Annotated in this window: 24 protein-coding genes; 15 read left to right on the top strand and 9 right to left on the bottom strand. The window is 69.6% G+C overall.

Annotated features, from left to right (window positions below; genetic code table 11):
- Positions 1-39: 39 nt before the first annotated feature.
- Entirely contained in the window at positions 40-498 is a 459-nt protein-coding gene (locus WS91_RS15480; RefSeq protein WP_059581755.1) for a universal stress protein, read from the top strand.
- Positions 499-891: 393 nt separating this feature from the next.
- Here WS91_RS15480 and WS91_RS15475 read toward each other — a convergent pair whose 3' ends face one another.
- The 3 genes from WS91_RS15475 to WS91_RS15465 form a co-directional block, all read right to left on the bottom strand.
- Positions 892-1,728 carry a universal stress protein gene (locus tag WS91_RS15475; protein WP_059670553.1) on the bottom strand — a complete coding sequence of 279 codons (837 nt, stop codon included), beginning with the start codon at positions 1,726-1,728 and terminating at the stop codon, positions 892-894.
- Positions 1,725-2,222: a universal stress protein gene (locus WS91_RS15470; protein ID WP_038743980.1), complete on the bottom strand. Its 498-nt coding sequence runs from the start codon at positions 2,220-2,222 to the stop codon at positions 1,725-1,727. Before WS91_RS15470 ends, WS91_RS15475 begins: the two co-directional genes overlap by 4 nt.
- Before the next feature lie 161 nt (positions 2,223-2,383).
- Complete coding sequence (locus tag WS91_RS15465; protein WP_059581746.1) at positions 2,384-3,223, bottom strand: universal stress protein; 840 nt, start codon at positions 3,221-3,223, stop codon at positions 2,384-2,386.
- Positions 3,224-3,471: 248 nt separating this feature from the next.
- Between WS91_RS15465 and WS91_RS15460 the strand changes: the two genes are divergently transcribed.
- The 6 genes from WS91_RS15460 to WS91_RS15425 all read left to right on the top strand — a co-directional run bounded on the left by WS91_RS15460 (position 3,472) and on the right by WS91_RS15425 (position 11,545).
- Positions 3,472-4,512: a zinc-dependent alcohol dehydrogenase family protein gene (locus tag WS91_RS15460; RefSeq protein ID WP_059670552.1), complete on the top strand. Its 1,041-nt coding sequence runs from the start codon at positions 3,472-3,474 to the stop codon at positions 4,510-4,512.
- 243 nt (positions 4,513-4,755) lie between these two features.
- Entirely contained in the window at positions 4,756-5,775 is a 1,020-nt protein-coding gene (locus tag WS91_RS15455; protein ID WP_059646827.1) for a VTT domain-containing protein, read from the top strand.
- A 115-nt stretch (positions 5,776-5,890) separates the two neighbouring features.
- Positions 5,891-7,099 (top strand): MFS transporter, encoded by a 1,209-nt coding sequence (locus WS91_RS15450; protein WP_038743986.1) that lies wholly within the window; start codon positions 5,891-5,893, stop codon positions 7,097-7,099.
- Between the two features lie 673 nt (positions 7,100-7,772).
- Positions 7,773-8,534 (top strand): SDR family NAD(P)-dependent oxidoreductase, encoded by a 762-nt coding sequence (locus WS91_RS15440; RefSeq protein ID WP_059581743.1) that lies wholly within the window; start codon positions 7,773-7,775, stop codon positions 8,532-8,534.
- A 15-nt stretch (positions 8,535-8,549) separates the two neighbouring features.
- Positions 8,550-9,410, top strand: a complete 861-nt coding sequence (locus WS91_RS15435) for a CmcJ/NvfI family oxidoreductase (RefSeq protein ID WP_059581738.1) — start codon at positions 8,550-8,552, stop codon at positions 9,408-9,410.
- 749 nt (positions 9,411-10,159) lie between these two features.
- Positions 10,160-11,545 (top strand): amino acid permease, encoded by a 1,386-nt coding sequence (locus tag WS91_RS15425; protein WP_038744173.1) that lies wholly within the window; start codon positions 10,160-10,162, stop codon positions 11,543-11,545.
- A 513-nt stretch (positions 11,546-12,058) separates the two neighbouring features.
- On the opposite strand, the gene WS91_RS15415 is transcribed toward WS91_RS15425, so the two are convergent.
- Positions 12,059-12,301, bottom strand: a complete 243-nt coding sequence (locus WS91_RS15415; RefSeq protein WP_038743998.1) for a helix-turn-helix domain-containing protein — start codon at positions 12,299-12,301, stop codon at positions 12,059-12,061.
- A gap of 150 nt (positions 12,302-12,451) precedes the next feature.
- Between WS91_RS15415 and WS91_RS15410 the strand changes: the two genes are divergently transcribed.
- Positions 12,452-12,742 (top strand): H-NS histone family protein, encoded by a 291-nt coding sequence (locus WS91_RS15410; protein WP_060819919.1) that lies wholly within the window; start codon positions 12,452-12,454, stop codon positions 12,740-12,742.
- Here the strand turns inward: WS91_RS15410 and WS91_RS35910 are convergent.
- From WS91_RS35910 to WS91_RS15395, 4 genes are all read right to left on the bottom strand, one after another.
- Positions 12,739-13,056, bottom strand: coding sequence for a hypothetical protein (locus WS91_RS35910; protein WP_156432376.1), 318 nt, complete (start codon positions 13,054-13,056; stop codon positions 12,739-12,741). The two genes, WS91_RS15410 and WS91_RS35910, sit on opposite strands and share 4 nt — an antisense overlap.
- A gap of 48 nt (positions 13,057-13,104) precedes the next feature.
- Positions 13,105-14,406 (bottom strand): acyl-CoA dehydrogenase family protein, encoded by a 1,302-nt coding sequence (locus WS91_RS15405; protein WP_059581730.1) that lies wholly within the window; start codon positions 14,404-14,406, stop codon positions 13,105-13,107.
- 458 nt (positions 14,407-14,864) lie between these two features.
- Positions 14,865-15,362 carry a DUF6632 domain-containing protein gene (locus tag WS91_RS15400; RefSeq protein WP_059581845.1) on the bottom strand — a complete coding sequence of 166 codons (498 nt, stop codon included), beginning with the start codon at positions 15,360-15,362 and terminating at the stop codon, positions 14,865-14,867.
- Positions 15,363-15,485: 123 nt separating this feature from the next.
- On the bottom strand, positions 15,486-16,370 hold the full coding sequence (locus tag WS91_RS15395; protein WP_059581725.1) for a metal-dependent hydrolase: 885 nt from the start codon (positions 16,368-16,370) through the stop codon (positions 15,486-15,488).
- Between the two features lie 572 nt (positions 16,371-16,942).
- Between WS91_RS15395 and WS91_RS15390 the strand changes: the two genes are divergently transcribed.
- From WS91_RS15390 to WS91_RS15380, 3 genes are all read left to right on the top strand, one after another.
- Positions 16,943-17,287, top strand: coding sequence for a DUF3088 domain-containing protein (locus WS91_RS15390; protein WP_059581720.1), 345 nt, complete (start codon positions 16,943-16,945; stop codon positions 17,285-17,287).
- A gap of 116 nt (positions 17,288-17,403) precedes the next feature.
- Positions 17,404-18,750, top strand: a complete 1,347-nt coding sequence (locus WS91_RS15385; RefSeq protein ID WP_059670550.1) for an LLM class flavin-dependent oxidoreductase — start codon at positions 17,404-17,406, stop codon at positions 18,748-18,750.
- A gap of 623 nt (positions 18,751-19,373) precedes the next feature.
- Positions 19,374-20,345 carry a nucleoside hydrolase gene (locus tag WS91_RS15380; RefSeq protein ID WP_059581712.1) on the top strand — a complete coding sequence of 324 codons (972 nt, stop codon included), beginning with the start codon at positions 19,374-19,376 and terminating at the stop codon, positions 20,343-20,345.
- A 52-nt stretch (positions 20,346-20,397) separates the two neighbouring features.
- Here WS91_RS15380 and rbsK read toward each other — a convergent pair whose 3' ends face one another.
- A complete protein-coding gene (gene rbsK, locus WS91_RS15375) occupies positions 20,398-21,330 on the bottom strand; it encodes a ribokinase (protein WP_059670549.1) in 933 nt (310 codons plus the stop codon).
- Between rbsK and WS91_RS15370 the strand changes: the two genes are divergently transcribed.
- The 4 genes from WS91_RS15370 to WS91_RS15355 all read left to right on the top strand — a co-directional run bounded on the left by WS91_RS15370 (position 21,299) and on the right by WS91_RS15355 (position 26,390).
- Positions 21,299-21,646 carry a hypothetical protein gene (locus WS91_RS15370; protein ID WP_156432375.1) on the top strand — a complete coding sequence of 116 codons (348 nt, stop codon included), beginning with the start codon at positions 21,299-21,301 and terminating at the stop codon, positions 21,644-21,646. The two genes, rbsK and WS91_RS15370, sit on opposite strands and share 32 nt — an antisense overlap.
- Positions 21,647-21,685: 39 nt before the next feature.
- Positions 21,686-22,171 (top strand): hypothetical protein, encoded by a 486-nt coding sequence (locus WS91_RS15365; protein WP_059670547.1) that lies wholly within the window; start codon positions 21,686-21,688, stop codon positions 22,169-22,171.
- A 263-nt stretch (positions 22,172-22,434) separates the two neighbouring features.
- Entirely contained in the window at positions 22,435-24,126 is a 1,692-nt protein-coding gene (locus WS91_RS15360; RefSeq protein WP_059670546.1) for a VRR-NUC domain-containing protein, read from the top strand.
- Positions 24,123-26,390, top strand: a complete 2,268-nt coding sequence (locus WS91_RS15355; protein ID WP_059670545.1) for an ATP-dependent DNA helicase — start codon at positions 24,123-24,125, stop codon at positions 26,388-26,390. The genes WS91_RS15360 and WS91_RS15355 overlap by 4 nt, the downstream gene beginning before the upstream one ends.
- The last annotated feature ends 11 nt before the right edge of the window (positions 26,391-26,401 follow it).

Raw genomic sequence — 26,401 nt, 5'->3', positions numbered from 1 at the left:
CGCACGCGATTCGAGTGAGGTTTTCCGGAGGTGTCGACCATGTACAAAAAAATCTTCGCGGCGCTCGACGGCAGCCGCAGCGCGAGCGTCGCGCTCGACGAAGCGATCAAGATCGCCAAGACGTTCGGCGCGACGGTGACGGCGGTTTGCGTCGTCGAGCACAAGCCGCAGCTCGTCGACGTCAACGCCGCGTACGTCGAGCCGCAGGGGGACGACAACTCGGCGGCCGACATCGCGACCCGCGTGCTCGCCGACGCGAAGGGGCGGCTCGCGGAGCAGCATGTCGAGGGCTCGGTGCGAGCGATCGATTCGTATGGCGAGGATGTCGCGGCGGTGCTGATGCGCACGGCCGCCGAATCCGATGCCGACCTGATCGTGATGGGCACGAGCGGGCGCCACGGGATACGCAGGCTGCTGCTCGGCAGCGTGGCGGAATCGCTGCTCCGGATGGCGGACCGGCCGGTGCTGCTGCGTCGCCACGACGAACTCGCGTCGTGACGCGGATCGCCGCGACGCGATCGGCCGCATTGGGATGGTGCGCCGCGGAAACGGCGTGCGCGGCGAGCGAAGGCGCGCGGTCGCGAAGCCGCTGATTCGCCGAGCGCGGCGGCCGTGCGAATCGTCGGCTTCGGCGTATGACGAAAGTCGCGCGGGCGATGCGATGTGCAACCTATGCAACGCCCGCCGCGCACGAACGGCAACGAACGAACGGCAACGAACGAACGGCAACGAACGGCAACGAACGGCAACCGGAAACGGGGCCGGAAATCGAGCCTTTTCGCGCATATCGGCCGGCGCCGGATCGGCGAACTCAGGCGCCGGGCTCCCGGCCCGGCGTGACGCAGGGGCGCCGGCGACCATGCCGCTCGCCGGCGCCGTGACGGCGCGGCGTCAGTGCGACAGCAGCACCGGCACCGTCATCGATTCGAGCATCGTCCGGGTCACGCCGCCCAGCACGCGCTCGTGTGTGCGCGTGTGGCCGTATGCGCCCGTCACGAGCAGGTCCGCATGCAGGTCGGCGGCGCGGTTGAGCAGTGCCGCGCCCGTTTCGACGCCCGGCACGTGCGCCGACGCCGAGAACGACGCCTGGATGCCGTGCCGTCCGAGGTACGCCGCGACGTCGATGCCGGCGGGCGCGAGATTCGCGCCCGTCTTGCGGCGCCGCAGCACGCTCTCCACCGTCACGAATCGCGCGCGTTTGAGGAGCGGCAGCGCATCGGTGACCGCGCGCGCGGCTTCGCGGCTGCCGTCCCATCCGACCAGCACGTTCTCGCCGAACGTGCGCATCGCGCCCGTGAACGGCAGCACGATCGCGGGCACCCCGCAGCTCATCACGACGTCGTCGACGAAATGCGGCTCGATGTGCGCCGCGTCGTCGCCGGGATCGGGCTGGCCGAGCACCACGAGGTCCGCGTGGCGCGCATGCAGCGTCGCGACGTCGGTGGGCGGGCCGGCCGGCGCGCGCCATTCGAAGCCGACGCCCGCGCGCGCGCCCGCGGCGGTGAAGCGCGCCTGCGCGGCGTCGCGCCGCGCGGCGTGCTGCGCCTCGTTCGCCGCGAGCCGCAGGCTTTCGTCGCTGCGAAAGAGCGGCCGCATCAGATCCTGGCTCACGACGTACAGGCCGATCACGTGGGCGTCCCAGCGCCGCGCGAGGTCGAGCGCGAACTCGGCGCGCGCGTCGCTCTGGCGGCTGTCGTCGACATGGACGAGCAAAGTCTTGAATTTCATCTCACGGCCTCCGTCGGATGAATGGCGTTCGCGTCGTCGGCCGGCGCGCTGCGGGCCGGAATCATCAGCACGGGGCAGCGGGCGTGCCGCAGCAATCGCTCGGCGACGCTGCCGAGCATCAGCCGCCGGACGCCGCGCCGGCCGTGCGTGCCCATCACGATCAGGCTCGCGCCGATCTCGCGCGCCGCGCGCTCGAGGCGCTCGGCGACGTCCTCGCCCGGCGGCTCGACCTCGACGAGCCGCGGCGCGCCGGCGACGCCGCGCCGCGTCATCCGGCCCTGCGCGTCGTCGAGCACGCGCCGGCCTTCCTCGCGGAACGCGTCGATGAGGATCGACGGGTCGTAGCCCGGCGTGTCGAACGCGAACACCGGCATGTCGACGACGTAGACGGGCACGAGCCGCGCGTTCGTGTCGACCGCGAGCTGCAGCGCCGCGTCGAGCGCGTGCGATGCCGTCTCGCTGCCGTCGAGCGCGACAAGAATGATCGAATACATGTCTGTCTCCCAACACCCGTTTCGTTTTCGGCCGTTTCCGGTCGCACATCGCGCGCCGGAACGGCCATTACCCAGCGCGAACTGCGGGCCGCGCGATGCGCCCGCGCGGCCTTGCGTCCGCGCGCCTCTTCGGGCGGCTGCGAACGCGCGCCTTGCGCCGCTCAGTGCGACATCAGGACCGGCACCGTCATCGACGCCAGGATCGTGCGCGTCACGCCGCCGAGAATCAGCTCCTTCCAGCGCGCGTGGCCGTATGCGCCCATCACGAGCAGATCCGAGCCCGATTCGTACGCGTGCGACAGCAGCACGTCGCCGATCGACGAGTCGCGCGAGCGTTCGAGATCGCGCACGTCGATGTTCGCGTGATGCCGTGCGAGCGTGAGCGCGATGTCGGCGCCCGGAATCCGCGCACCGGGCGGCTCCTGCGCGGCGCCGTTGACGGTGACGATCGTCGTCTTCGTCGCGAGCGCGAGGAACGGCGCGGCGTCGTGGACGGCGCGCGTCGCCTCGCGGCTGCCGTCCCACGCGGCGAGCACGCGCGTGCCGATCGCGGACGGCATGCCCGCGTACGGCAGCAGCAGCACCGGGCGGCCCGCCGACAGCACGAGGGTATCGGGGAAGCTGTCGTCGACGTAGGTTTCCGGATCGTCCGGATCGGTCTGGCCGGCGATCACGAGATCCGCGTAGCGTGCGTAGTGCGGCACCGCGTCGTTCGCGCGCGCGTCGGCGACGATCCACTGGCCCTGCACGTTCGCGCGCGTGAGTTCCGCATGGAACAGGCGCTCGAGCGCCGCGCGCTTCTCGCCGCGCCGCTTCTCCTGGTCGGCGAAGTAGTCGGCCGTGCCCGCCATCACGTAGAACGACGTGGGCTCGGGCGTGTAGATCGCGAAGATCGCCGTCAGGTGGGCGCCGAACTGACGCGCGAGCGTCAGCGCGGTTTCGAGCCGCGTGCGCGCGCGGTCGCTCGTGTCGAGATGGACCAGGATGCTCTTGTAGCTCATCGCTCGTTCTCCTTGGTACCGGCGCGCCTGGCGCCGTCTGTGCGTATGCCCCCAGTCTATGAAGCGCGCGGGCGGGGCGCTTGACTCAGATCAAAGCCCGTCCGGCCGCCCGCCCGCGCCCGGGCGCTGCGCGCGGGCGCCGCACGCGGGCGGGCCGCGCCGCTTGATGCGCGTCAACCGGCGTGCGCGGCAAGCGCCTAGAGTGAGGCGCGAGGGGCATCCCACGCCCCGCGAGCGGAGAAGACGACATGAAAGCGCTGGTGTACCACGGGCCCGGCGGCAAGTCGCTGGACGAGCGCCCGATGCCGGAGTTGGCGGCGCCGACGGACGTCATCGTGCGCGTCACGCGCACGACGATCTGCGGCACCGATTTGCACATCCTGAAAGGCGACGTGCTGAGCTGCGAGCCGGGGCGCATTCTCGGCCACGAGGGCGTCGGCGTCGTGCATCGCGTGGGCGCTGCGGTCAACACGCTGAAGGAGGGCGACCGCGTGCTGATCTCGTGCATCTCGTCGTGCGGGCAGTGCGAATACTGCCGGCGCGGGATGTATTCGCACTGCACGACGGGCGGCTGGATTCTCGGCAACCGGATCGACGGCACGCAGGCCGAATACGTGCGGATTCCGCACGCGCAGACGAGCCTGTACCGGATTGCGCCGGGCGCCGACGAGGAAGCGCTCGTGATGCTGTCCGACATCCTGCCGACCGGCTTCGAATGCGGCGTGCTGAACGGCCGCGTGCAGCCGGGCGGCACGGTCGCGATCGTCGGCGCGGGGCCGATCGGGCTCGCGGCGCTCTTGACCGCGCAGTTCTACTCGCCCGCGCAGATCGTGATGATCGATCCCGACCCGAACCGGCTCGCGGTCGCGAAGCGCTTCGGCGCGACCGCGTGCATCGACAACGGCCAGGTCGACGCGATCGCCGAGGTGAAGGCGTTGACGGGCGACGGCGTCGATTGCGCGATCGAGGCGGTCGGCATTCCCGCGTCGTTCGAGCTGTGTCAGCAGATCATCGCGCCGGGCGGCGTGATCGCGAACGTCGGCGTGCACGGCGTGAAGGCGGACCTGCATCTCGAGACGCTCTGGGACCGCAACATCACGATCACGACCCGGCTCGTCGACACCTCGAGCACGCCGATGCTGCTGAAGACCGTCGGCGCGGGGCGGCTCGATCCGAAGCAACTGATCACGCACCGTTTTCCGCTCGCCGACATCGAACAGGCGTACGAGACGTTCGGCCACGCGGCGAACACGCGCGCGCTGAAGGTCATCATCGACGTGTCCGAATAGGCTGGCGGCTGGGCGGCGCGCGGGCCTTGCGCGCCGCGGACGCCGCCGCCTTCGACGGCCGTCGCGATCCGCCCGGTTTTCCGAAGCCGGGCGGGGGCGCGCTCGTCCGCGCGAACGGGTCACGAAACGCGTTTAGAATGCGGGATGCCGATTCACGCCGCGCTCGCTTCGCGGCCGGCGCCGCGGCGGTCCGCGCGCGCCGACGCCACCCGGCTCGGCATTCGTCGCGTTCGAGGTGCGCCCGTGTGGCATTTTCCCCAGGCTATTCCCGCGTCGCTCGGTCCGTGGGCCGTGTTCGCCAGCGTGCTCGTCACGCAACTCGGCATGCCCGTTCCTGCCGTGCCGATGCTGATCATCGGCGGCACGATGGCGGCGATGGGGCAGGCGTCCTATGCGAGCATGCTCTGCGCGGCGGTCGCCGCGACGGTGCTCGCCGATTCGATGTGGTTCTTCGCCGGGCGCGCGCGCGGCCGGCGGCTCCTCAACGCGCTCGTGCGTTTCTCCCTGTCGCTCGACGCGACGCTGCGCGTCGCGCGCAAGGTGTTCGAAAAGCACGGCGCGCCGCTGCTCGTGCTCGCGAAATTCCTGCCGGGCCTCGGGCTCGTGTCCGCGCCGCTGCTCGGCACGACGGCCGTCGCCGTGTGGGTGTTCCTGCTCTGGGACGTCGCGGGCGCGTCGCTGTGGGCGAGCGTGTGGCTCTTCGGCGGCGCGGCGCTGCACGACGAGATCGTGCGGCTGATGCAGTGGGTGAGCGCGAGCGGCGGCACGCTGTTCGACGCGTTCGCGGCGATCTTCGTCACGTTCCTGCTGTACCGCTGGGCGATGCGCGTGCGCTTTCGCCGCTGGCTCGCGAAGATCCGCATCAGCCCGCAGCAGCTCGACGCGATGCTGAAATCGGCCGCGCCGCCCGTCGTGTTCGACGCGCGGCCGCGCGCGGTGCGCGAGAAGGAGGCGTACCGGATCGCGGGTGCGTATCCGCTCGATCTCGATTCGCCCGATCCGTTGCATCCGGACCTGACGACGCGTGCGATCGTCGTCTACTGCGTGTGCCCGAACGAGGCAACCGCCAAGCGCATCGTGAGCCAGCTGCAGCGCAAGCAGATCCGCCACGCGCTCGCGCTGAAGGGCGGCCTCGACGCATGGGAGAAGCTCGGCTATCCGGTCGAGCCGCTGCCCGCGGATTTCGACGCGGCGCGCTACGTCGCGCCGCCTGTCGTGCCGGGCGACGGCGGTTTTCCGATGCGCGCAGGCGTGACGGACTAGCCGCGCGGCGAGCGCGGCGGCCCGGCGCGCCGCCGCCGCGCCGTTTCATCGTCCGGCCGGATCGCTTCGACGCTTCGCGCGCATTCCATTTCGACGACCGATCACGAACCCGCCCATGCCCGCGCGTCCCGCTTCCTCCGCTCGTCCGCCGATTCCGCGCACCGTCTGGGCGCTCGGCTTCGTCAGCTTGTGCATGGACGTGTCGTCCGAGCTGATTCATGCGCTGCTGCCGATCTATCTGGTGACGACGATGGGGATGAGCGTCGCGGCGCTCGGCGTGCTCGAAGGCGCGGCCGAGGCGAGCGCGATGATCGTCAAGATCTTCTCGGGCGCGCTGAGCGACTGGCTCGGCCGGCGCAAGGCGCTGCTTCTGCTCGGCTACGGGCTCGCCGCGCTGACGAAGCCGCTGTTCCCGCTTGCGGGCGGCCCGGCGACGGTGGCCGCCGCGCGGCTCCTCGATCGCGTGGGCAAGGGCATCCGCGGCGCGCCGCGCGACGCGCTCGTCGCCGACATCGCGCCGCCCGAGATCCGCGGCGCGTGCTTCGGGCTGCGCCAGTCGATGGATACCGTCGGCGCGTTCGCCGGGCCGCTGCTCGCGATCGCGCTGATGCTCGCGTTCGCCGGTCACATTCGCGTCGTGCTGTGGTTCGCGGTCGTGCCGGCGTTTCTCGCGGTCGCGCTGATCGTGTTCGGCGTCGACGAGCCGGCGCCCGCGCCCGCCGCCGCGCGGGCGTTCCGCTCGCCGCTGCATTGGCGCGCGCTGCGCGCGTTTTCGGGGCGCTACTGGTTCGTCGTGCTGATCGGCACCGCGTTCACGCTCGCGCGCTTCAGCGAAGCGTTTCTCGTGCTGCGCGCGCAGCAGGCGGGCCTCGACGTTGCGTGGATTCCGGCCGTGATGGTGGTGATGAGCGTCGCGTACGCGGCGTCCGCGTACCCCGTCGGCATCGTGTCGGACCGGTTCGGCGCGCGCGCGCCGCTCGCGGCCGGCATGCTGCTCTTGGTCGCGGCCGATCTGGTGCTCGGCGCGAGCGCGTCGCTGACGGCGCTGTTCGCAGGCGTCGCCGTGTGGGGATTGCACATGGGCTTTACGCAGGGGATGCTGGCGGCGCTCGTCGCGGAAACCGCGCCGCCGGACCTGCGCGGCACCGCGTTCGGCGTGTTCAATCTCGCGGGCGGGATCGCGATGCTGGCGGCGAGCGCGCTCGCCGGCTGGCTGTGGGAGCGCCACGGCGCACCGACGACGTTCTTCACGGGCGCGGCGCTCGCGGCCGTCGCGCTCGCGATGTGCGGCTTCGTTCGGCGGCGGGCGCAATACGCGGAGTGACGGCGGCCGTTCGATGTTCGGTGACGCGCCGGATCGATCGGCGTTGACGGAGATCGAGGCGGCGAAGACGAGGGCGAAGGCGAAATCGAACGCAGCGGTAGCGTCGGCGGCGACGACGAGAGCGACGACAAGGGCGACGACGAGAGCGACAAGGATGACGATGGCGACGATGTGACGAGCGATGGGCTCGAGCATGGGGGCGTGCGGAGCGTGAGCGTGCCGCATGTCGATTGCGCCGATCGCGCACACGTTGCCGCACGAAGCGCCTGCCTGATCGCGCGGCGTCAACGCTGCGTCGCGCATCGCCATCGCGCATCACGAACGCGTTCGTCGCCGGACGCGACCGACCATCCGCGCACGGCGATCGGAAACGCTGCGCGCCGGCGCGCAGCGATCGACGAACATGCCGAGCGCCGCGCTCGCTCTTCCCGCCGATCGTGCGCCGCCGTCCGATCGCCTTCCCGGTCGCCGATCATTCGCAAAGCCCCTGCAAAACCCCTGCGAAACTGCTGCGAAACCCCGGTAAAGCACCCGCAAAACTGCGCGGCCGACAGGGTTTTAAAAACGCTCTATGCTCAACGCTCCATCAACGAGCGCGTTCGCAACCGTCCAGATAAACATATCTCGTTTTCTTCGTTTCGCACGCGCGACAGACGATATAGGGTTCGCCGATATGACGATCGATACGGTGTCATCCACTTCCATTCCGCTCGCGTGGATCGCGGGCGTCGGCGCGAGCGCCGGGCTCGGCGCGGCCGTCGGCCGGCGCTTCGCGCGCGAGGGCTTCGCGGTCGTGCTGACGGGGCGCACGCACGAGCGCGTCGCGGCCGTCGCCGACGAGATCCGCGCGCAAGGCGGCGTCGCGCACGTCGCGAGCGGCGACATCGCGAGCGAGTCCGACGTCGAGCGGCTCGCCGTCGAAGTGCGCACGCTCGGCACGCTGCGGGCGGGGGTGTTCAACGCGGGCAACGCCGTGCGCGCGCCGACGCTCGAACTGAGCGTCGCGCAGTTCGAGAACGCGTGGCGCACGAACGTGATCGGCGGTTTCCTGTTCGCGAAGGTCGCGCTTGCACAGTTGCTCGACGCAAACAACGACACGCCCCGCAGCCTGCTGTTCACGGGCGCGACGGCGTCGTTGCGCGGCCGCCCGCCGTTCGCCGCGTTCGCGTCGGCGAAGGCCGGCCTGCGCTCGCTCGCGCAGACGCTCGCGCGCGAGTTCGGGCCGCGCGGCATTCACGTCGCGCATGCGGTGATCGACGGCGGCATCGATGGCGAGCGCTTGCGCAGCGCCGCGCCCGAGCGCGCCGCGCAAGCGGGCGCCGACGGGCTGCTGTCGCCCGACGCGATCGCCGAGAGTTACTGGCAACTGCACGTGCAGCATCGCAGTGCGTGGACGCAGGAGCTCGATCTGCGTCCGTACAACGAAGCGTTCTGACGAGGAGTAGTCGCGATGAGCACAGTCATCGAACAGCGGCCGCTTGTGCAGGAAGGCGGCGAGATCGAAGCGGAAGTCAACTATCTGGCGAAGGGCGTCGCGCGCCCGGTGGCGTACACGTTCGAGCCGCCGCCCGGCACGCCGTGGGCGACGGGCGAGCTCGCGCCGCGGCGCGTGAAGATTCGCGACGCGCGGCCGCTCGCGGCGGCGGGCGCGCTCGGGCTCGATGCGAGCGGCTTCGAGCTCGTCGCGCATCGCAGCGCGCTCGCGGATTTTGCCGACGACGCGGCGATCCGCTCGCGCTACTACGCTGAAGTCGACGCGCTCCTGCGCGCGGCGACGGGCGCCGAGAAGGTCGTCATCTTCGATCACACGCTGCGCGACAGCGCGCAAGGCTCGCGCGCGACGGCCGCGCTGCGCGAGCCGGTGCGGCGCGTGCACAACGATCAGACGTTCGTATCGGCGCCGCGCCGCGTGCGCGATCATCTGCCCGCGGACGAAGCCGAGGCGCGCTTGCGGCACCGCTTCGCGATCGTCAACGTGTGGCGTCCGCTCGACGTCGTCGAACGGCTGCCGCTCGCGCTATGCGACGCGCGCACGATCGCGCCGGACGATCTCGTGCCGAGCGATCTCGTCTATCGCGACAAGGTCGGCGAGACGTATTCGGTTCTCGCGAATCCCGCGCATCGCTGGCTCTACTTTCCGCGGCTGCGCGCCGACGAGGTGCTGCTGCTGAAGATCTACGATTCGCTCGACGACGGGCGCGCGCGCCTCACCGCGCACACCGCGTTCGACGATCCGACGACGCCCGCGACCGCCGCGCCGCGCCGGAGCATCGAGGTGCGCGCGCTCGTGTTCTGGCCGGCGGCCGCGTGAGCCGAGCGGCAAGCGGCCTGCGGCGGCGACGCGGCGAATAGCGCGGGGCCTCGGTCGGGCTGCCGGCGCACATTGCGCTTGCGACGCGCGTCGGCGGCGCGCGCGGGGCGCGGCGCGGCGCATGGCGCACATGGCGGGGCGGGCCCGCCAAGCGCCGGCCGCCAAGCGCCGGCCGCCGTGCGCCGCCGCACCGCAAGCCGCCGCCGCACCGCAAGTCTGCCGCGGCATCGGCCGCATCCTCGGCCATGCGCGCAGCGCAGCGTGCGCATGGCCGCCTTGCCGCTCGCACGCGGCACAAACGGCTGGCGGCGAGCGCCGTATTCTTCATATAATTACCGCTGCATTTCGGCCGGGCGTGCAATGTCGATCCGGGCGTCGGCGCGTCTTGCGTCGCTTGTCCGATCGTCGTCGATTGCCCGCTTCAAGCAAAGCGAACGCGCGCGTGCGACACGCGCGTTCGTCGATGCGCGTGCGGCGCGGCGGCGGCGCATTGCTTCGACGCGACCCGAAGCAGCTTCCGGCGCGTGTAGCGATACGTGATACGCGAGCGATTCGCACCGCCGAGCCGCATCGTTGCGATCGTCGGCGCGATTCGGCTTCGACGCCGATGCGATCACGGATCGCGTGCGCGTTCATCGGAGCCGGCGCGTCGCGCCGTCTTCGCGCAGCGGCCCGCGGCGGCGCACGCAACGGTCTTTCCTCGACACGAACATGACAGCGGCACACTCGCGCGCCGCCAGGAGACATCGGTGACTTCACAAGACGAACGGCTGCACCGCGGCCTGGAGGAGCGGCACATCAACCTGATGGCGCTCGGCGCGACGATCGGCGTCGGGCTCTTTCTCGGCTCCGCCTCCGCGATCCGCGCGGCCGGCCCGGCGATCCTGCTGACCTACGTCCTCGGCGGCATCGCGATCTTTCTCATCATGCGCGCGCTCGGCGAGATGGCGATCGACAATCCGGTCGCGGGCGCGTTCAGCCGCTACGCGCAGGACTACATCGGGCCGCTCGCCGGCTATCTGACGGGCTGGACCTACTGGTTCATGTGGATCGTCACGTGCATGGCCGAAATCACGGCGGTCGGCGTCTACATGCACATGTGGTTTCCCGGCGTGCCGAACTGGATCTGGACCTTCGCCGCGCTGATCGTGATGGGCGCGGTGAACTTCATCGCGGTGAAGCTGTACGGCGAATTCGAGTTCTGGTTCGCGCTGATCAAGATCGTGACGATCGTGCTGATGATCGCGGGCGGCGGCCTGATGATCGTCGCGGGCGTGGGCAACGGCGGCGTGCCGACCGGCATTTCGAACCTGTGGGCGCACGGCGGCTTCATGCCGAACGGCTGGTCGGGCGTCGTCGACGCGCTGCCGATCGTGATGTTCGCGTATCTCGGCGTCGAGATGCTCGGGCTGACGGCGGGCGAGGCGCGCAATCCGGAGAAGTCGCTCGCGAAGGCCGTGAATTCGGTGTTCTGGCGCGTCGTGATCTTCTACGTCGGCGCGCTGTTCGTGATCATGTCGATCTATCCGTGGAACCAGATCGGCACGCAGGGCAGCCCGTTCGTCATGACGTTCTCGCGGCTCGGCATCCCGGCCGCGGCCGGCATCATCAACTTCGTCGTGTTGACGGCCGCGCTGTCGTCGTGCAACAGCGGAATCTTCAGCACCGCGCGGATGCTGTTCAATCTCGCCGAGCAGGGGCAGGCGCCCGAGCGGCTCGCGTCGGTGAACCGGCGCGGCGTGCCGGTGCAGGGCGTGCTGATTTCGGTGGCGCTGCTGTTCGTCGGCGTCGCGCTCAATTACTATGCGCCGCAGAAGGTGTTCGTGTGGCTCACGTCGGTGTCGACGTTCGGCGCGATCTGGACGTGGTGCGTGATCCTGATCGCGCAACTGCGCTTTCGCCGCCGCGTGCCGGCGGAGCGCCTTGCGCGGCTGCCGCTGCGCGTGCCGCTCTATCCGGCGTCGTCGTTCGTCGCGCTTGCGTTTCTCGCATTCGTCGTCGTGCTGATGGCGTTCTCGCCCGACACGCGCGTCGCGCTCGTGATCGGGCCGCTGTGGATCGTCGCGCTGACCGTGTACTACTACGTGAGCCAGGCGGGACGGCGCGCTCAGATGACGTCGCCGACGGACGGTTGAGCGCTGCAAGGCGCTGGCCGACGGCGGACGACGAGAGGCTGCGTGCGCCTGCCGTCGATCGCGGCGGGGCGTTCGTCGTCGATTCGGCGGGCCGGTGCGCACGTGAGCGCGTGTGGCGGCGCGTCACGTCGGCACGTGCCGGTTCCATTGGAATTTCATTTTCCGCTTCGGATGGGGGCGCGTTTCGCGTATTGCGGGCGCTTTCGATTTCGCCGCGTGAGGTGCGATGCGGCATGCACTGGCGTGCGAGCGATTTGGTGCGCGATTCCGCGCGCGGCGGCGCATGCCATGCCGGCCGGCCGCAATGGGAACGCGACGAAAACGACGCAAGAACATCCGCGTGCGACTCACTTCGCGCGCCATGCATGCTGCGAACCCGCGCGACTCATGGGTGCGATACGCGATGCGACGGAAGATGGAAGATATGCGAACGAGCGCACCGACAAACGAAGCGACGAACGCCGCGCGGGATTCAAATCGCTTCAAATGGCGCGCTGAAGCCGCCCCCTTCATTCAGACGCCGGCGTCGATTAATTCGGATACCGCGAGGTTCGGCTCGACGCCGCAATGACGACACCAATCGAGATAAAGGAGAATATCGACATAGCGTTCCCCGCGTTCGATCTTGGAGAGATAGGACTGGTCGATGCTCAGGCGCTCGGCCAATTGCGTCTGGGTGAGGCCCGCCGCTCTTCTCAACGCGCGCAGATGCGTGCGCAGAACGACATAACGAGGGTGATGAATGGAAGGGAGCATGGGCGAATGCTCCCTGCTGAAACCAAATAGTCCACCTTGGCCTAATTGGGCTATGATAGCTGAAAACTGACTTCGGCACTATTCAACATAACAACATGGTATTCGATTGTCGGTCGAAAAGAGGCAGTGGAATCATACGGGGAAATGGTAATGGCAACATACAAGGAATTGCTTGCCCAATTGGATGATTTGAAGCATCAGGCGAAGACCGCGCGCGCGGTAGAACTGCCCGATGTGCTCGTCGAGTTGCGTAGAAAGATCGACGAGTACGGCCTCACGCAAAAGGACCTGTTCCCGCCTCGTCTCGGCCGGCCAAAGAAAGAGGACTTGCTGCCGAAGCCGCGCTATCGCGATCCGGAGACGGGCGCGACGTGGACGGGACGCGGCCGAGCCCCGGCGTGGATCGCGGGGCAGGACCGCGATCCGTTCCTGATCGATTAGCGTGCTTGCTGCGATCGCACGCGGCGAGGGTCGCGGGCGATCCGGTTGCGCGGCATTCGCTGCGGCTGGTTCGTCGTGGCTCGTCTGCGTTCGTGCGTTCGCGAGTCGTACGTTCTTGTGATCGTCGGCTCACGCGATCGCCGAATCGCGCGCAATGTGCGTTTGAATGCGCCGCCCGTGCGGCGTCGCGGCAGGTTTCGATCGCCGGACGCGCTGCGCGGCCGGGTATCTTCATCAACACGGCGCGCGTTCGATCGTCGTCGTTCGTCTTGTTTGAAACGATCGAAGCGCGCCGAACCGATATCCATTGTCATGTCGGCCGCCGCGCTCGCGCCATGCGACGCGGCGCGACGGCGCGGGCGTCAACGCGCGGCGTCCGTCCGTGCGACCCCGAAGCGCTCGTTGTGTCCGACGCCGTTCAGATAGTAATTGCCGATCACCGCTTCGCGGGCGGCCGCGGGATTATGTGAGGCGAGCACGCGCGCGTTGCGCCAGTGGCGGTCGAAGCGGCGTGTCTCGCTCGTCGCCGATGCGCCGCCCACTTCGAACAGCAGCGTCGCGGCCTCGAGCGTCTGCGCGAGCACGATTTGCTGCGCCTGGAACGCCTGGATGTCGACGCGCACGTACGCGTCGTCGGTCGCATTGCCGTTCGCGCGCGCGGCGCTGACGTCGTCGAGCGTGCGCGCGATCGCCGCGACGATGCTCTGAGTCGAATAGGCGAGGCTCGCGAGCCGCCCGATCACGCGCTGCACGAGCGGATCGTGACGCGGGCTCGATTCGCCCGGCACGCCGAACGTGCGCGTGCGCTCGCGCGTGAACGCTACCGCGTCGCGCAGCACCGCGCGCGAGATGCCCGCGAGATTCGCTAGGTGCAGCGTCTGGAAATACGCGGTCAGCAGACTGTTGGTGCGCGGCGCCGATGCGTCGAAGCGGCGATAGATGTTGTCGGGCTCGACTTCGACGCGCGTGAAGCGCGTCGTGCCGCTGCCCGTCAGCCGCTGGCCGAAGCCGTCCCAATCGTCGATGCGCTCGACGCCGGGCGTGTCGGCCGGCACGAGCACGCGCAGGTCCGTGTCGCCATCGTTCGCGGTCACGTCGATCCAGTCCGCATACAGCGTGCCCGTCGTGTAGTACTTCTCGCCGTCGAGCACGAGCCTGCCGTTTTCGCGCGACAGCCGCACCGTGTTGCTCGTCACGGCGCTCCGCTCGGCCGTCGCGCCGCCGACGATCGTTCCGCGTGCGATGCGTGCGAACCAGCGCTCGCGCAGCGTGGCTTCGGGGCTCTCGTGCAGCATCTCGACGAAGCCGCCGTGCACGCGCAGGATCTGCGGCAGATTCGAATCGGCTTCGCCGAGCCGCGCGATCAACGCGAAGAACGGCGCGAGGCCGATGCCGTCGCCGCCCGCGGCGCTCGGCACGCGCAGCTTCGTGAAGCCCGCGTCGCGCAGCCATTCGACGGGCTCGTACGGCAGGTCGCGATGCTGATCGCGCGCGACCGCGCCCTGCGCGATCCGATCGAACACCGGCGCGAAGCGGCGGATCAGCGGATCGTCGTCGAACAGGAGGGCGGCGTCGGCGGTCGCGCGTTCGTGCGTGTCGGCGTGCTGCCGGGCGGCGGGCGTCGCGGCGCGCCGCAGCGTGAAATCGGGCGTGGAGATGGCCATCGAAGGTCCTGGCGGGATGTGGGCGCAAAAAAAGACGTTAAACGGAGCGAGCCCGCCCGGACAACAAACGATTCATGCGATGCTTATGCGGCCGAGCGGGTTCGCGCGACGGCGTGCGCCGTTCGACGTCGCCGCGCGACGAGCGTCGCGCGGCGATCGACGCGGTGCCGGTTGACGCGATGCGCATCGGCGCGCCGTCGCGTCTCGCGACGGCGCGCACGGCATGATGCGCACGGCATGATGCGCACGGCATGATGCGCACGGCATGATGCGCACGGCATGATGCGCACGGCATGATGCGATGCGATGGAAGCGCACACGGCGGAGTTCCCGTAATCGTTCGTACGCGTGCACGAGCCGCAAATCACAAGCCGGCAACGACAAACGACAAACGACAAACCGCAAACCGCAAACCGCAAACCGCAAACCGCAAACCGCAAACCGCAAACCGCAAACCGCTAACGACCGACCTTCGCAATCTGCCGCTTCGCCGCCTTGCTCCGCGCGGGAATCCACGTGGCGGCGAAGAGGGCGAGCGCGAACCAGCCGAGCGCGACGTCGCCGACGAGATGGATGAGCTCGCCCGGCATCATCAGGCCTTGCACGAACATCAGGCCGAAGTGGGCGGCATTCGCGACGACCGTGAAGTCGAGAAACAGCCGGTGCTCGAACGGATCGTTCGCGGCTTCCCACAGGAAAATGCCCCACACGACATAGACGGTGGAGATCATCAGTTCGTAGTGCTCGCCGCCGCCGTGCACGCCGCCCCAGCGCACGAGGCGCATCACCAGAAGGCCGATCGGATCGCCCGCGATCTGATGGTCGATGCCGAGCAGGATCGTAACGATCGCCGCGCCGAAGAACAGAACGAAGGCCGCGCCGAGCAGGCGCGTGATCAGCGAGAGCCATGGGGAGGCTTGCGGCCGGTCGTGCTGCCGGGTCGAAGTCGAAGGCATGAAATGCACCGTCCGTGTGAGATTGATCGACGCGAGCGCGCCAACGCACGGTCGAAGCGCTCGCGCTTGCAAAAGGCGCGGGCCGATCGCCGATGCGCGACGCATCGGCGATGCGCGCGGCGTTCAGCTTGCTTGTGCCGTCATCGGATGCAGCGGAATGCGTCGCGGCGCGGCATTCGCCGCGTATCGCGCGTTGCTTGCGTCGATGTTCTCGAGCAGCCGGTCGAGTTGCGCGAAGTGCCTGCGATTGTCGTGTTGCCACGGGTGGAAGCCGGGCTTGAAGTACGCGAGCGTACTCGGCGTCAGACGGATGAGGCCTTTCACGAAGAACCGTGCGAACGCCCACTTACCGGTGACCTTGCCGTGCATTCGCCGGTGCGCGTTCATGAACGCGATGTGGAAATAGAAATTCGTTCCCCAGAACACGGCGCTCGTCATCAGCATCGAGCCGACGCGCATCAGATAGCGCGTCGGGCCCGGCTTCATCACCGCGTTCCACACGTCGAACGCGACCGCCTTGTGCTCGGTCTCTTCCATCGAATGCCAGAGCCACATGTTCGCGTACGCGTCGGCCGAGTCGTGGAAGTGCTCGAAGTTGCTGAGCAGCATGTCGGTCATGATCGCCGTGTAGTGCTCGAACGCGATCGTCTGCGCGAGCCGCAGCGGAGGCGGCAACATCTTCCACATCAACTGCGTGAACTTCCAGAAGCCGCGGTCGAGCCGATGCGCGGGATAGCCGGCCGCCTCGGCGACGTCGTTGAACTCGACGTGCTCGCGGCTGTGCATCGCCTCCTGTCCGATGAAACCCCGGACTTGCTCCAGCAGTTCGGGGTCCTGAATGCGATCCCGGTAATGACGAACCGAATCGATGAAAAAGCGCTCTCCCGCGGGAAACATCAGCGACAGCGCGTTGAAGTAGTGCGTGTTGGCCACGCCGTTCACGTGCCAATCGCCGATGCGATCGGGCGGGAGGGCGAAGCGAACGTCACGGCGGATTATGGCTGACATCGGGTCTCTCCATGTTTTGCGAATCAGCGGCGCGTCCGCATCGATTGAGCGATCACGGGCGGACGCGAGCGGTCGAGCCGTCCGCGTTCCGTTCGACGCAATGCGGCGGCTCTTTAAATAACGATCGTTATGGAATGAACGCTACGCCGCGATTTGATCGTTGTCAACTGAGTCATTGTTCAATGTATTGATTGAGGCGTGCCGGGCGACGCGATAAGACAAGCCGGGCGCGGGCGGGCGGTTGGGGGTGAGGGGAAACGCGAAGCCGGCGGAGCGCGGAGATCCGCGTGCGCCGGATGCGTTGTGCATCGCCGCATCGCCGCGCGGCGCGACGCATCCCGGCACGCCGCGCCGCGTTGAGTCACATTGCGATGCAGCAAGGCGCGCCGCCGCGCGTCGTGCGGCCTCTTGTTGCGCCGCACGAGGTGCCGGCGCACCGGCGACATCGCCGCCGCCCGCTTAGCGCCGCCGCGCATAACGATTTGCGGATAAATTCGTGGCGACGCGCATCCGATCGGCACAGAATCGCCGGCATTCCCAACGACATGCCTCGCGAGCGAGGCCGACCGCCGATGAGCCGAGATCTGTTGCTCCTGCTGGAACCCGGATTCGCCGATCCCCAACACCCGGGCGAGCGTTTCGTCTGTCCCGGCAGCGTGCCGATCGAAGGGCTGCTCGCGAGCGATCCGTCGAGGCAGGCGGGCCTCGACATTCGCCGGCTGCCGTTCGCGCGGCCGCGCGAGGCGGCGATCGCCGCGCTCGACGCCGAGCATCAGGGCCTGCCCGTGCTCGTGCTGGGCGACGACGCGCCGCCGCCCGACGACGCGCTCGCGCTCGGCGACAAGCGCTTCGTCACCGATTCGCGCCGCATCCTGGAGCTGCTCGCCGAGCGGCACGGTTTTCCGAAACTGCACTGAGCGGCCCGGCGGCCGGATGCCGACGCGGCCTCGGTCGCCTTGCCCGCGGCCCGGCGCGGCATCGGCCCGGGCATGCCGCCGCCGCATCGCCGATTCGCCGCCGCCCGACTTCATCGATGACGCCGATCCTCAAACAGCCGTCGCGCCGCCAGCTGCATCTGAACGTCAACATCCTGCATTCGGGCTTCGTGCCGTCCGCATGGCGGGTGGACGACGCCGATCCGCGCGCGTTCGTCGACGTCGCGCACTACGTGCGCGTCGCGCGGATTGCCGAAGCCGCTAAGTTCGACGCGGTGTTTCTCGCGGACAACGCGTCGATCGTCGATCAGATCGACTTCCGTCCGATCACCGCGCTCGAGCCGACGATCCTGCTCGCGACGATCGCCGGCGCGACGACGCGCATCGGCCTCATCGGCACGGCGTCGACGAGCTACAACGAGCCGTTCAATCTCGCGCGCCGCTTCGCGTCGCTCGATCACGCGAGCGCCGGGCGCGCCGGCTGGAACATCGTGACGACGGCCGATCCCGGCTCCGCGCGCAACTTCGGCCTCGACGCGGTGCCCGATCATGCGCAGCGCTATGCGCGCGCGGCCGAGTTCGTCGAAATCGTGAAGGCGCTGTGGGACAGCTGGGACGACGACGCGCTCGTCGCCGACAAGGCGCGCGGCGTTTTCGTTGATACGGCCAAGGTGCGGCCGATCGCGCATCGCGGCGCGCATTTCCGCGTGCGGGGGCCGCTGAATCTGCCGCGTCCGCCGCAAGGGCATCCGGTGCTCGTGCAGGCGGGCGGCTCGGCCGACGGGCGCGCGTTCGCCGCGCGGCACGCGGAGGCGGTGTTCTGCGCATCGCAATCGTTCGACGAGGCGCTCGGCTACGCGCGCGAGCTGAAGGCGGCCGCCGCCGGGCTCGGTCGCGGCGACGTGAAGGTGCTGCCGGGCTTGACGACGATCATCGGCGCGACCGAGGCCGACGCGCTGCGCCGCCGCGACGCGCTCGTCGACCTGATCCCGCTGCGCTACGGGCTGAACCGGCTCGCGGGCACGCTCGGCGTGCCGGTCGAGCGGCTCGCGCCCGATGCGCCGCTGCCGGACGATCTCGCGCTGCCCGACGGCGGCAATGGCAACCACACGTTCTTTCACGCGACGCTCGCGAGCGCGCGGCGGCATCGCTACACGGTGCGCGAGCTGTTGCGCGAGATGGCGGGCGGCGGGGGGCACCGGGTGATCGTCGGCACGCCCGAGCAGATCGCCGACGACATCGCGCACTGGTTCGAAGCCGGCGCGGCCGACGGCTTCAACCTGATGCCGGACGTGCTGCCGGGCGGCCTGCAGGATTTCGTCGACGGCGTGGTGCCGATCCTGCAGCGGCGCGGCCTCTTTCGCACCGAATACGAAGGAACGACGTTGCGCGACCATCTCGGCCTGCCGCGGCCGGAGCGAGAGTGTGCGTCTGAGCGTGCGTGAGGTGCGTGAGGTGCGCCGGTTCGATCGGCGCGCGCGACGCCCGCGCATGCGATCGCATGAAGCGGCGCGATTCGCTCGGCGGACGAATGCGCGACCGAACCTGAACGGGATTCGACACCGCTCGATACGGCTCGATACGGCTCGACACGGCTCGACACGGCTCGATACGGCTCGATACGGCTCGATACGGCTCGATACGGCGAGTCGAGTCGAGGCGATTCGGGCGATTCGCTTTCCCGCCGCATCCGGCCGGACCCGCAGGCAAAAGACGTGCCTCGGAGCGCTTCCGAACGCCTCGCCGATTCCACGCTCCGGATCACGCACGACGTCGCTCGCATCGCCGATGCGCCGAGCGATCGCGGGCGGCGCGCGGCGCAGCGCAAAGCCGGCGCGCCGCAAAAAGCCCCAAGGAAACGCTGATTAAAGACCAGATTCACGCTACTGAGCACGACCCGACAAGGGTTTGCGGGGCTGCGAGCGATCAAATCAGTGTTGCCCCAACACAATGATTTGCGGGGTTGTTAATTCGTTGTATTCGCGCGTCCAAGACGACAGCACGGGTATCATTCGACGCTTCCCACCATCGCGCGGCGGTTTCCTGTCGCGCCCACGACGAGATACCCATGAGCCTGCACAAGATCATCTACGATACGGACCCGGGCGTCGACGATTCGATGGCGCTCGTGTTCCAGGTGCTTCATCCGGACATCGAACTGCTCGGCGTGACGAGCGTGTTCGGCAATGCGACGATCGACACGACGACCCGCAACGCGCTCTATCTCGCGGGCCGCTTCGCGCCCGGCGTGCCCGTCGCGCGCGGCGCGGCCGCGCCGCTGCGGCGGCCCGCGCCCGAGCCGCTCGGCGGCATCCACGGCGACGACGGCCTCGGCAACACGGGCCTCAGCCAGCCCGTGGACGTCGCGCGCGCGCCGAACCTCGACGCGCGGCCCGCGCATCGCTTCATCATCGACACGGTGCGCGCGCATCCGCACGAAGTCACGCTACTCGCGGTCGGCCCGCTGACGAATCTCGCGCACGTGCTTGCCGAGGCCCCCGAGGTCGCGACGCTCGTCAAGCAGGTCGTCATCATGGGCGGTGCGTTCGGCACCGCGGGCGTGCTCGGCAACGTGTCGCCCGCCGCCGAGGCGAACATCGCGGGCGATCCGGACGCGGCGGACATCGTGATGTCGGCGTCGTGGCCGCTCGCGGTCGTCGGGCTCGACGTTACGCAGGCCACGATCATGACGACCGACTATCTCGCCGCGCTGCGCGACGACGCGGGCGACGCGGGCCGCTTCGTCTGGGACGTGTCGCGCCATTACGAGGCGTTTCATCGCGCGAGCGCGGGGCTCGCGGGCATCTACGTGCACGATTCGTCGGCGGTTGCGTACGTGGTCGCGCCGCAGCTGTACAAGACGCGCACGGGCCCCGTGCGCGTGCTGACGAGCGGCATCGCGGCCGGCGAGACGATCCAGAAGCCGTCGACGATGACCGTGCCCGCGCCGGACTGGGACGGCCGGCCGCCGCGCGACGTGTGCGTCGGCGTCGACGCGGACGCGATGCTCGCGCTCTATCGGAAGACGCTCGTCGGCTGACGGGCCGCGCGCCACCCGCGCCACCCGCGCCGCCCGCGCCGCCCGCGGTCCGTCAGGCGTCGAAGCCGATCGTCTGCAGGAAGCGCTCGAACGTCGCCGCGTCCGCGTAGGACTTCTGCGTGCCGAGGCCCGTCACCGAATGCGCGGCGTACGCGGACGCGAGCCGCATCGCGGAGGGCGCGTCGCCCGTCGCGACGTAGTGGCGCGCGAAGCAGCCGATGTATGCGTCGCCCGCGCCCGTCGTGTCGCGCGCGTCGGCGGCAACGGGCGGCACGCGCACGACGCCCGTGCGCGACACGAGGAGCGAGCCTTTGTCGCCGAGCGTGACGATCACGTTCTTCAGCCCGCGCTCGACGAGCGATTCCGCCGCGCGCTCGATCGCGTCGGGAGAGTCGGTCGGCATGCCCGACACGAGCGCGAGCTCGGTTTCGTTCGGCACGAGGAACTCGAGCTTCGCGAGCCGCGCGAAGTCGAGGCCGGGCGCGCCCGGCGCGGGATTGAGCAGCACCGGGATGCCGCGCGCGGCGGCGAAGTCGATCGCGTAGTAAACCGTATCGATGTCGATCTCGAGTTGCAGCACGACGAGGCGGCTCGCCTCGATCTTCGCGGCGGCCGCGTCGATGTCGGCCGGCTTCAGATGCCGGTTCGCGCCCTTGACGATCAGGATGCGGTTGCGTGAATCGGGGCTCACGAAGATCGGCGCGACGCCGCTCGACACGCCGGGCACGCGGCGCACGTGCTCGGTGTCGATGCCGACGCGCTCGAAGTTGCGCAGCGTGTTGTCGGCGAACAGGTCGTCGCCGACCTTCGACACCATCACGACGCGCGCGCCCAGCTTCGACGCGGCGACCGCCTGGTTCGCGCCCTTGCCGCCGCAGCCGAGCTCGAAGTTCGGCGCTTCGAGCGTTTCTTCGTCGGCCGGCATCCGCGTGACGTAGGTCACGAGGTCGACCATGTTGCTGCCGATTACGGCGATCGTCTCCATCTGTTGTGTCCTCGGAAGTGAAGTGTTGTCGTGTTCGACGGGTGAGCGCGTGCGGTCGCCCGCATCCGAATGGAATCACATCGGGCGCGCGCGCTCAATCGTCCCGGCGACCCGGCGACCCGGCGAGATCGGCGAGATCGGCGAGATTGACGAGATTGACGAGATTGACGAGATCCGCGCGATCCGCGAGATCGACGCCGCATCCGCGCGGCAGCCCGTTTGCTCGCGCGGGACCCGAAAGACGTTTCGGTTTCCGACATCTTTACGCTCGCGCAGCGCGCGCAGGGACATTCGCGGTGCTCGGCGCATCGGCTGATATAGTGGCGCCCTTTGTTGCCGATGTCGTTGTCAGCGTATGAATAGGTTGTCGCTCCCGCTCAAATGGCCGTTTGCATCACTGATCGTCGTTCAGGCGGCGACGAGCTGGGCGAACGGACCGCATCCGCTCGATGCGGCCGCCGTGTCGTCGCACACGTTCACCGCGAAGGAGATCGGCCGCTCGATGGCCGATGCACGTAGCTACGGATCGCCCGTGACGTCGGTGTTCGGCGAGGCGAAGGGCGCGTCGCGTTCGTTCGAAGCGACGCGGGAAAACGGTGCGGGCGCAGCCGGCTTCGCCGACGAGCTCGGTGCGGCCGAGCGCCGCCAGCGGCTCGCGGAGGAAGATCGGGCCGCGCAGCGATTGCGCGATTCGCGATACGACGGGCGCGGCCGATGGCCGAGCCAGGCTGTGCCGTCCGGGATGCCGAGCCGTCCGGACATCGCGATCGAAAAACCCGTGCCGGGCGTCGTGTGCGCGAGCGGCACGGACAACTCGATCGGGTGCAGCAGGGGGTTCTGAACGCAGGCGCGGCATCGGGCGCGCCCGCGGCGCGCGTCGCGTAGCCGCGTGTCGTTGCTCGTTGCGCCGAGCTGCGCCGCGTCGCTGGCGGGCTTCGTCGAGCCAGGAGGGCGAGCGCATCGCGTGTGCGTGAGCGCGACGCACTGCGCGCACGCGCGGCGGGCCGGCCGTGCGCTATCATCTGCGAATCCCTTGTTCGGTCATGGCCTTTCCGTCCCCGTAATCGGGCGAGCGCCACCGGCCGTCCGTCATCGCCGAAGCCCGTGCCGCCCGATTCGTCGTCTCCTCCCGCGTTCTATTACCTGTCGAACTTCGAGCGCGCGCTCGCGTGGCTCGTCGAGCGCTACGACGACGTGCTCGACGCCGACGAGCGCGCGTTCGTCGCCGCGTTCGGCGCGCTGCCGCGGGCGTCGCGCGCGCTGCTCGTGCGCATGCTGATGCGCAAGGGGCCGGTCTTTCGCGCGAGCAAGCTCGTTTATGACGAGATCGGCTGTCCGCGCGCGGCCGCGGCGCCGCTCGCGGAGCTCGGCTGGATCGATCCGGAGCCGCCGCTCGCGCTCGACGAACTGTTCGCGCTCGCGACGAAGCCCGAGCTGCGCGGCGCATTCCCCGGCGCATCGGCGGGCGGCGCGATCCGCAAGGCCGACTGGCTCGACGCGCTGCGCGCGAGCCACGAAGGCGCGCGCCCGTGGGCGCAATGGCTGCCGTCGATCGACGATCGCGTGCTGCGCGTGACGGTCGGCGCGCTCTGCGACCGGCTGCGGCTCATGTTCTTCGGCAACCTGCATCAGGACTGGTCGGAGTTCGTGCTTGCCGATCTCGGGCTGCTTCAGTACGAGACGGTCGCGTTCGAGCCGTCGTCGCGCGCGTTTCAGCGGCGCGACGATGTCGACGCGTATCTGCAACTGCACGCGTGCCGCGAGCAGCTCGATCTGTGGCCCGGCGACGCGCCGCTCGCACCCCTCGTCGCGGTTGCGGCCGGGATCGACTGCGGGAACGCATGGCTCGCGATGCGGCGCGCGAAGCTGACGTTCGCGATCGGCCAGGCGTGCGAGCGCCGCGCGGATTGGGACGGCGCGCTCGCCGCCTATGCTTCGAGCGCATGGCCCGGCAGCCGGCAGCGTCGCGTGCGCGTGCTCGAACGCTGCGGGCGTTTCGACGCGGCGCTCGCGCTCGCCGACGAAGCAATGCGCACGCCCGAAAACGACGCGCAGGCGCAGCAGATCGCGCGGATGCTGCCGCGGCTGCGGCGGCGCGTCGGCCTGCCGGCCGCGCGCGCGACGATCGCGCCGGCGATTCCGCGCGACTGCATCGAACTCGCGCCTCCGGGCGCGCCGTATCCGGTCGAATATGTCGCGCGCGATCATCTGAGCCGCGCGGACGCACCCGTCTTCTACGTCGAGAACGCGCTGATCAACTCGCTGTTCGGGCTCCTGTGCTGGGAGCCCGTGTTCGCCGCGGTGCCGGGCGCGTTCTTCCATCCGTTTCAGCGCGGGCCGGCCGATCTGCATGCGCCCGACTTCCGCGCGCGCCGCGCCGCGCAGTTCGACGCATGCCTCGCGCAACTCGACGGCGCGCAATACCGCGACACGATCCGCCGGCACTACGCGCAGAAGATGGGCGTGCAGTCGCCGTTCGTGTTCTGGGGCGCGCTCGACGACGCGCTGCTCGAGCACGCGCTCGCATGCCTGCCCGCCGAGCACCTGCGGCTGTGGTTCGAGCGGCTGCTCGACGACGTGCGCGGCAATCGCTCGGGGCTGCCCGATCTCGTGCGCTTCTGGCCCGGCGAGCGGCGCTACGAGCTGATCGAAGTGAAAGGGCCGGGCGACCGGCTGCAGGACAACCAGATTCGCTGGCTCGACTACTGCGTGCGGCACCGGATGCCGGTGCGCGTGCTCGACGTGCGCTGGGCGGACGCCGCGCCGGCGCGGAAAGGCGAGGAGGCGCTCACGTGAGCTACGTCGTCGCGGTGCGCGCGATGTGCGAGTTCACCGCGCGCGAAGGTGATCTCGATCTTCGCTTCACGCCCGCGCCGAGCGCGCTCGAAGGAATCGCCGGGCACGTGACGGTCGCATCGCGGCGCGGCGCCGGCTACGAGAAGGAGATCGCGCTCGCGGGCGAGCATCGCGGCCTCACGGTGCGCGGCCGCGCGGACGGCTACGATCCGGCGCTGAACCGCGTCGAGGAGATCAAGACGCATCGCGGCGATCTCGACAGGATGCCCGCGAACCAGCGCGCGCTGCATTGGGCGCAGGCGCGCGTGTACGGGCATCTGCTGTGCGAATCGCGCGGGCTCGCGCAGCTGACGGTCGCGCTCGTCTACTTCGACGTCGGCACGCTGCGCGAGACGGTGCTGACCGAAGCGCACACGGCCGCGACGCTGAAGGCGTGCTTCGTCGAGCAGTGCGAGCGCTTCGTCGAGTGGGCGGCGCGCGAGGACGCGCATCTCACGGCGCGCAATGCGGCGCTGCGCGCGCTCGCGTTTCCGCACGCGCGGTTTCGCAGCGGGCAGCGCGAGCTCGCGGTCGCCGCGTATCGCGCCGCGCGCGACGGCCGCGCGCTGCTCGCGCAGGCGCCGACCGGCATCGGCAAGACGCTCGGCACGCTGTTTCCGCTACTCAAGGCATGCGGGGAGGCGCACCTGGACCGGCTCTTCTTCCTGACCGCGAAGACGCCCGGCCGCGCGCTCGCGCTGGATGCGGCCGACACGCTGCGCGCGACGGCGGGCGGCGCGCTGCCGCTGCGCGTGCTCGAGCTCGTCGCGCGCGACAAGGCGTGCGAGCATCCGGACGCCGCGTGCCACGGCGAATCGTGTCCGCTCGCGCGCGGCTTCTACGATCGGCTCGCGGCCGCGCGCGCCGCCGCGCTCGAACACGGCCGGCTCGATCGGGCGGCCGTGCGCACGGCCGCGCTCGCGCACGACGTCTGCCCGTACTATCTCGCGCAGGAGCTCGCGCGGTGGAGCGACGTCGTCGTCGGCGACTACAACTACTACTACGACGGCAGCGCGCTGCTGCACGCGCTCGCGCAGCAGAACCAGTGGCGCGTCGGCGTGCTCGTCGACGAGGCGCACAACCTGCTCGACCGCGCGCGCGGCATGTACAGCGCGGCGCTCGACCAGCGCGAGATCGCCGCAGTCCGCAAGCTCGCGCCCGCGCCGATCGCGAAGGCGCTCGAGCGCCTGAACCGCGAATGGAACGCGCTCAATCGCGAACAGGCGGCCGCGTATGCGGTGCACGCAGGCGTGCCGCCGCGCGTGCTGTCGGCCGCGCAGAATCTGGTCGGCCGGTTTTCCGAGCTCGCCGCGCAATCCCCGCTCGTGTTCGACGACGCGGTGCTGCGCTTTTGCTTCGACGCGATTCACTTCGTCGCGCTCGCCGAGCAGTTCGACACGCATTCGATCTTCGACGCGACGCGCGTGCGCGCGAGCGCGCCGCGTCGCGGCGCAAAGGCATCGATCCTGTGCGTGCGCAACGTGATCCCGGCCGATTTCCTCGCGCCGCGCCACGACGCCGCGTGCGCGACCGTGATGTTCTCGGGCACGCTGAGCCCGTTCGATTTTTATCGCGACACGCTCGGGCTGCCGGGCGACACGGGCTTGCTCGATGTCGAGGGGCCGTTTCGCGCCGAGCAGTTGACGGTGAAGGTCGCGTCGCACGTGTCGACGCGCTGGCGCGACCGCGAGCGCTCGCTCGAGCCGATCGTCGAGCTGATCGCCGCGCAGTACGCGGCGCGCCCGGGCAACTATCTCGGGTTCCTGAGCAGCTTCGAGTATCTGCAGCAGGTCGTCGCGCGGCTGCGCGAGCGCCATCCGGCGCTGCCCGTCTGGGAGCAGGCGCCCGGCATGGACGAGGCCGCACGCGACGCGTTCCTCGCGCGCTTCGAGCCGAACGGGCGGGGCATCGGCTTCGCGGTGCTGGGCGGCGCGTTTTCGGAGGGAATCGATCTCGCGGGCGACCGGCTGATCGGCGCGTTCGTCGCGACACTCGGCCTGCCGCAGGTCAACGACGTCAACGAGGAGATGCGTCGCGCGATGGACGCGCGCTTCGGCTGCGGCTACGACTACATCTATCTGTTTCCGGGGCTGCGCAAAGTCGTGCAGGCGGCGGGGCGGGTGATCCGCACCGAGCGCGACGAGGGCGTCGTGCATCTGATCGACGACCGGTTCCAGCGCGGCGAGGTGCGCCGGCTGCTGCCGCGGTGGTGGCGGTTGATCTGACCGGCCGGATG

The sequence above is a fragment of the Burkholderia sp. MSMB1498 genome, assembly GCF_001526245.1.
Taxonomy (GTDB): domain Bacteria; phylum Pseudomonadota; class Gammaproteobacteria; order Burkholderiales; family Burkholderiaceae; genus Burkholderia; species Burkholderia savannae.
The sequence above is the reverse complement of the archived record's forward strand: the minus strand, read 5'-3'. Positions and strand labels throughout refer to the sequence as shown.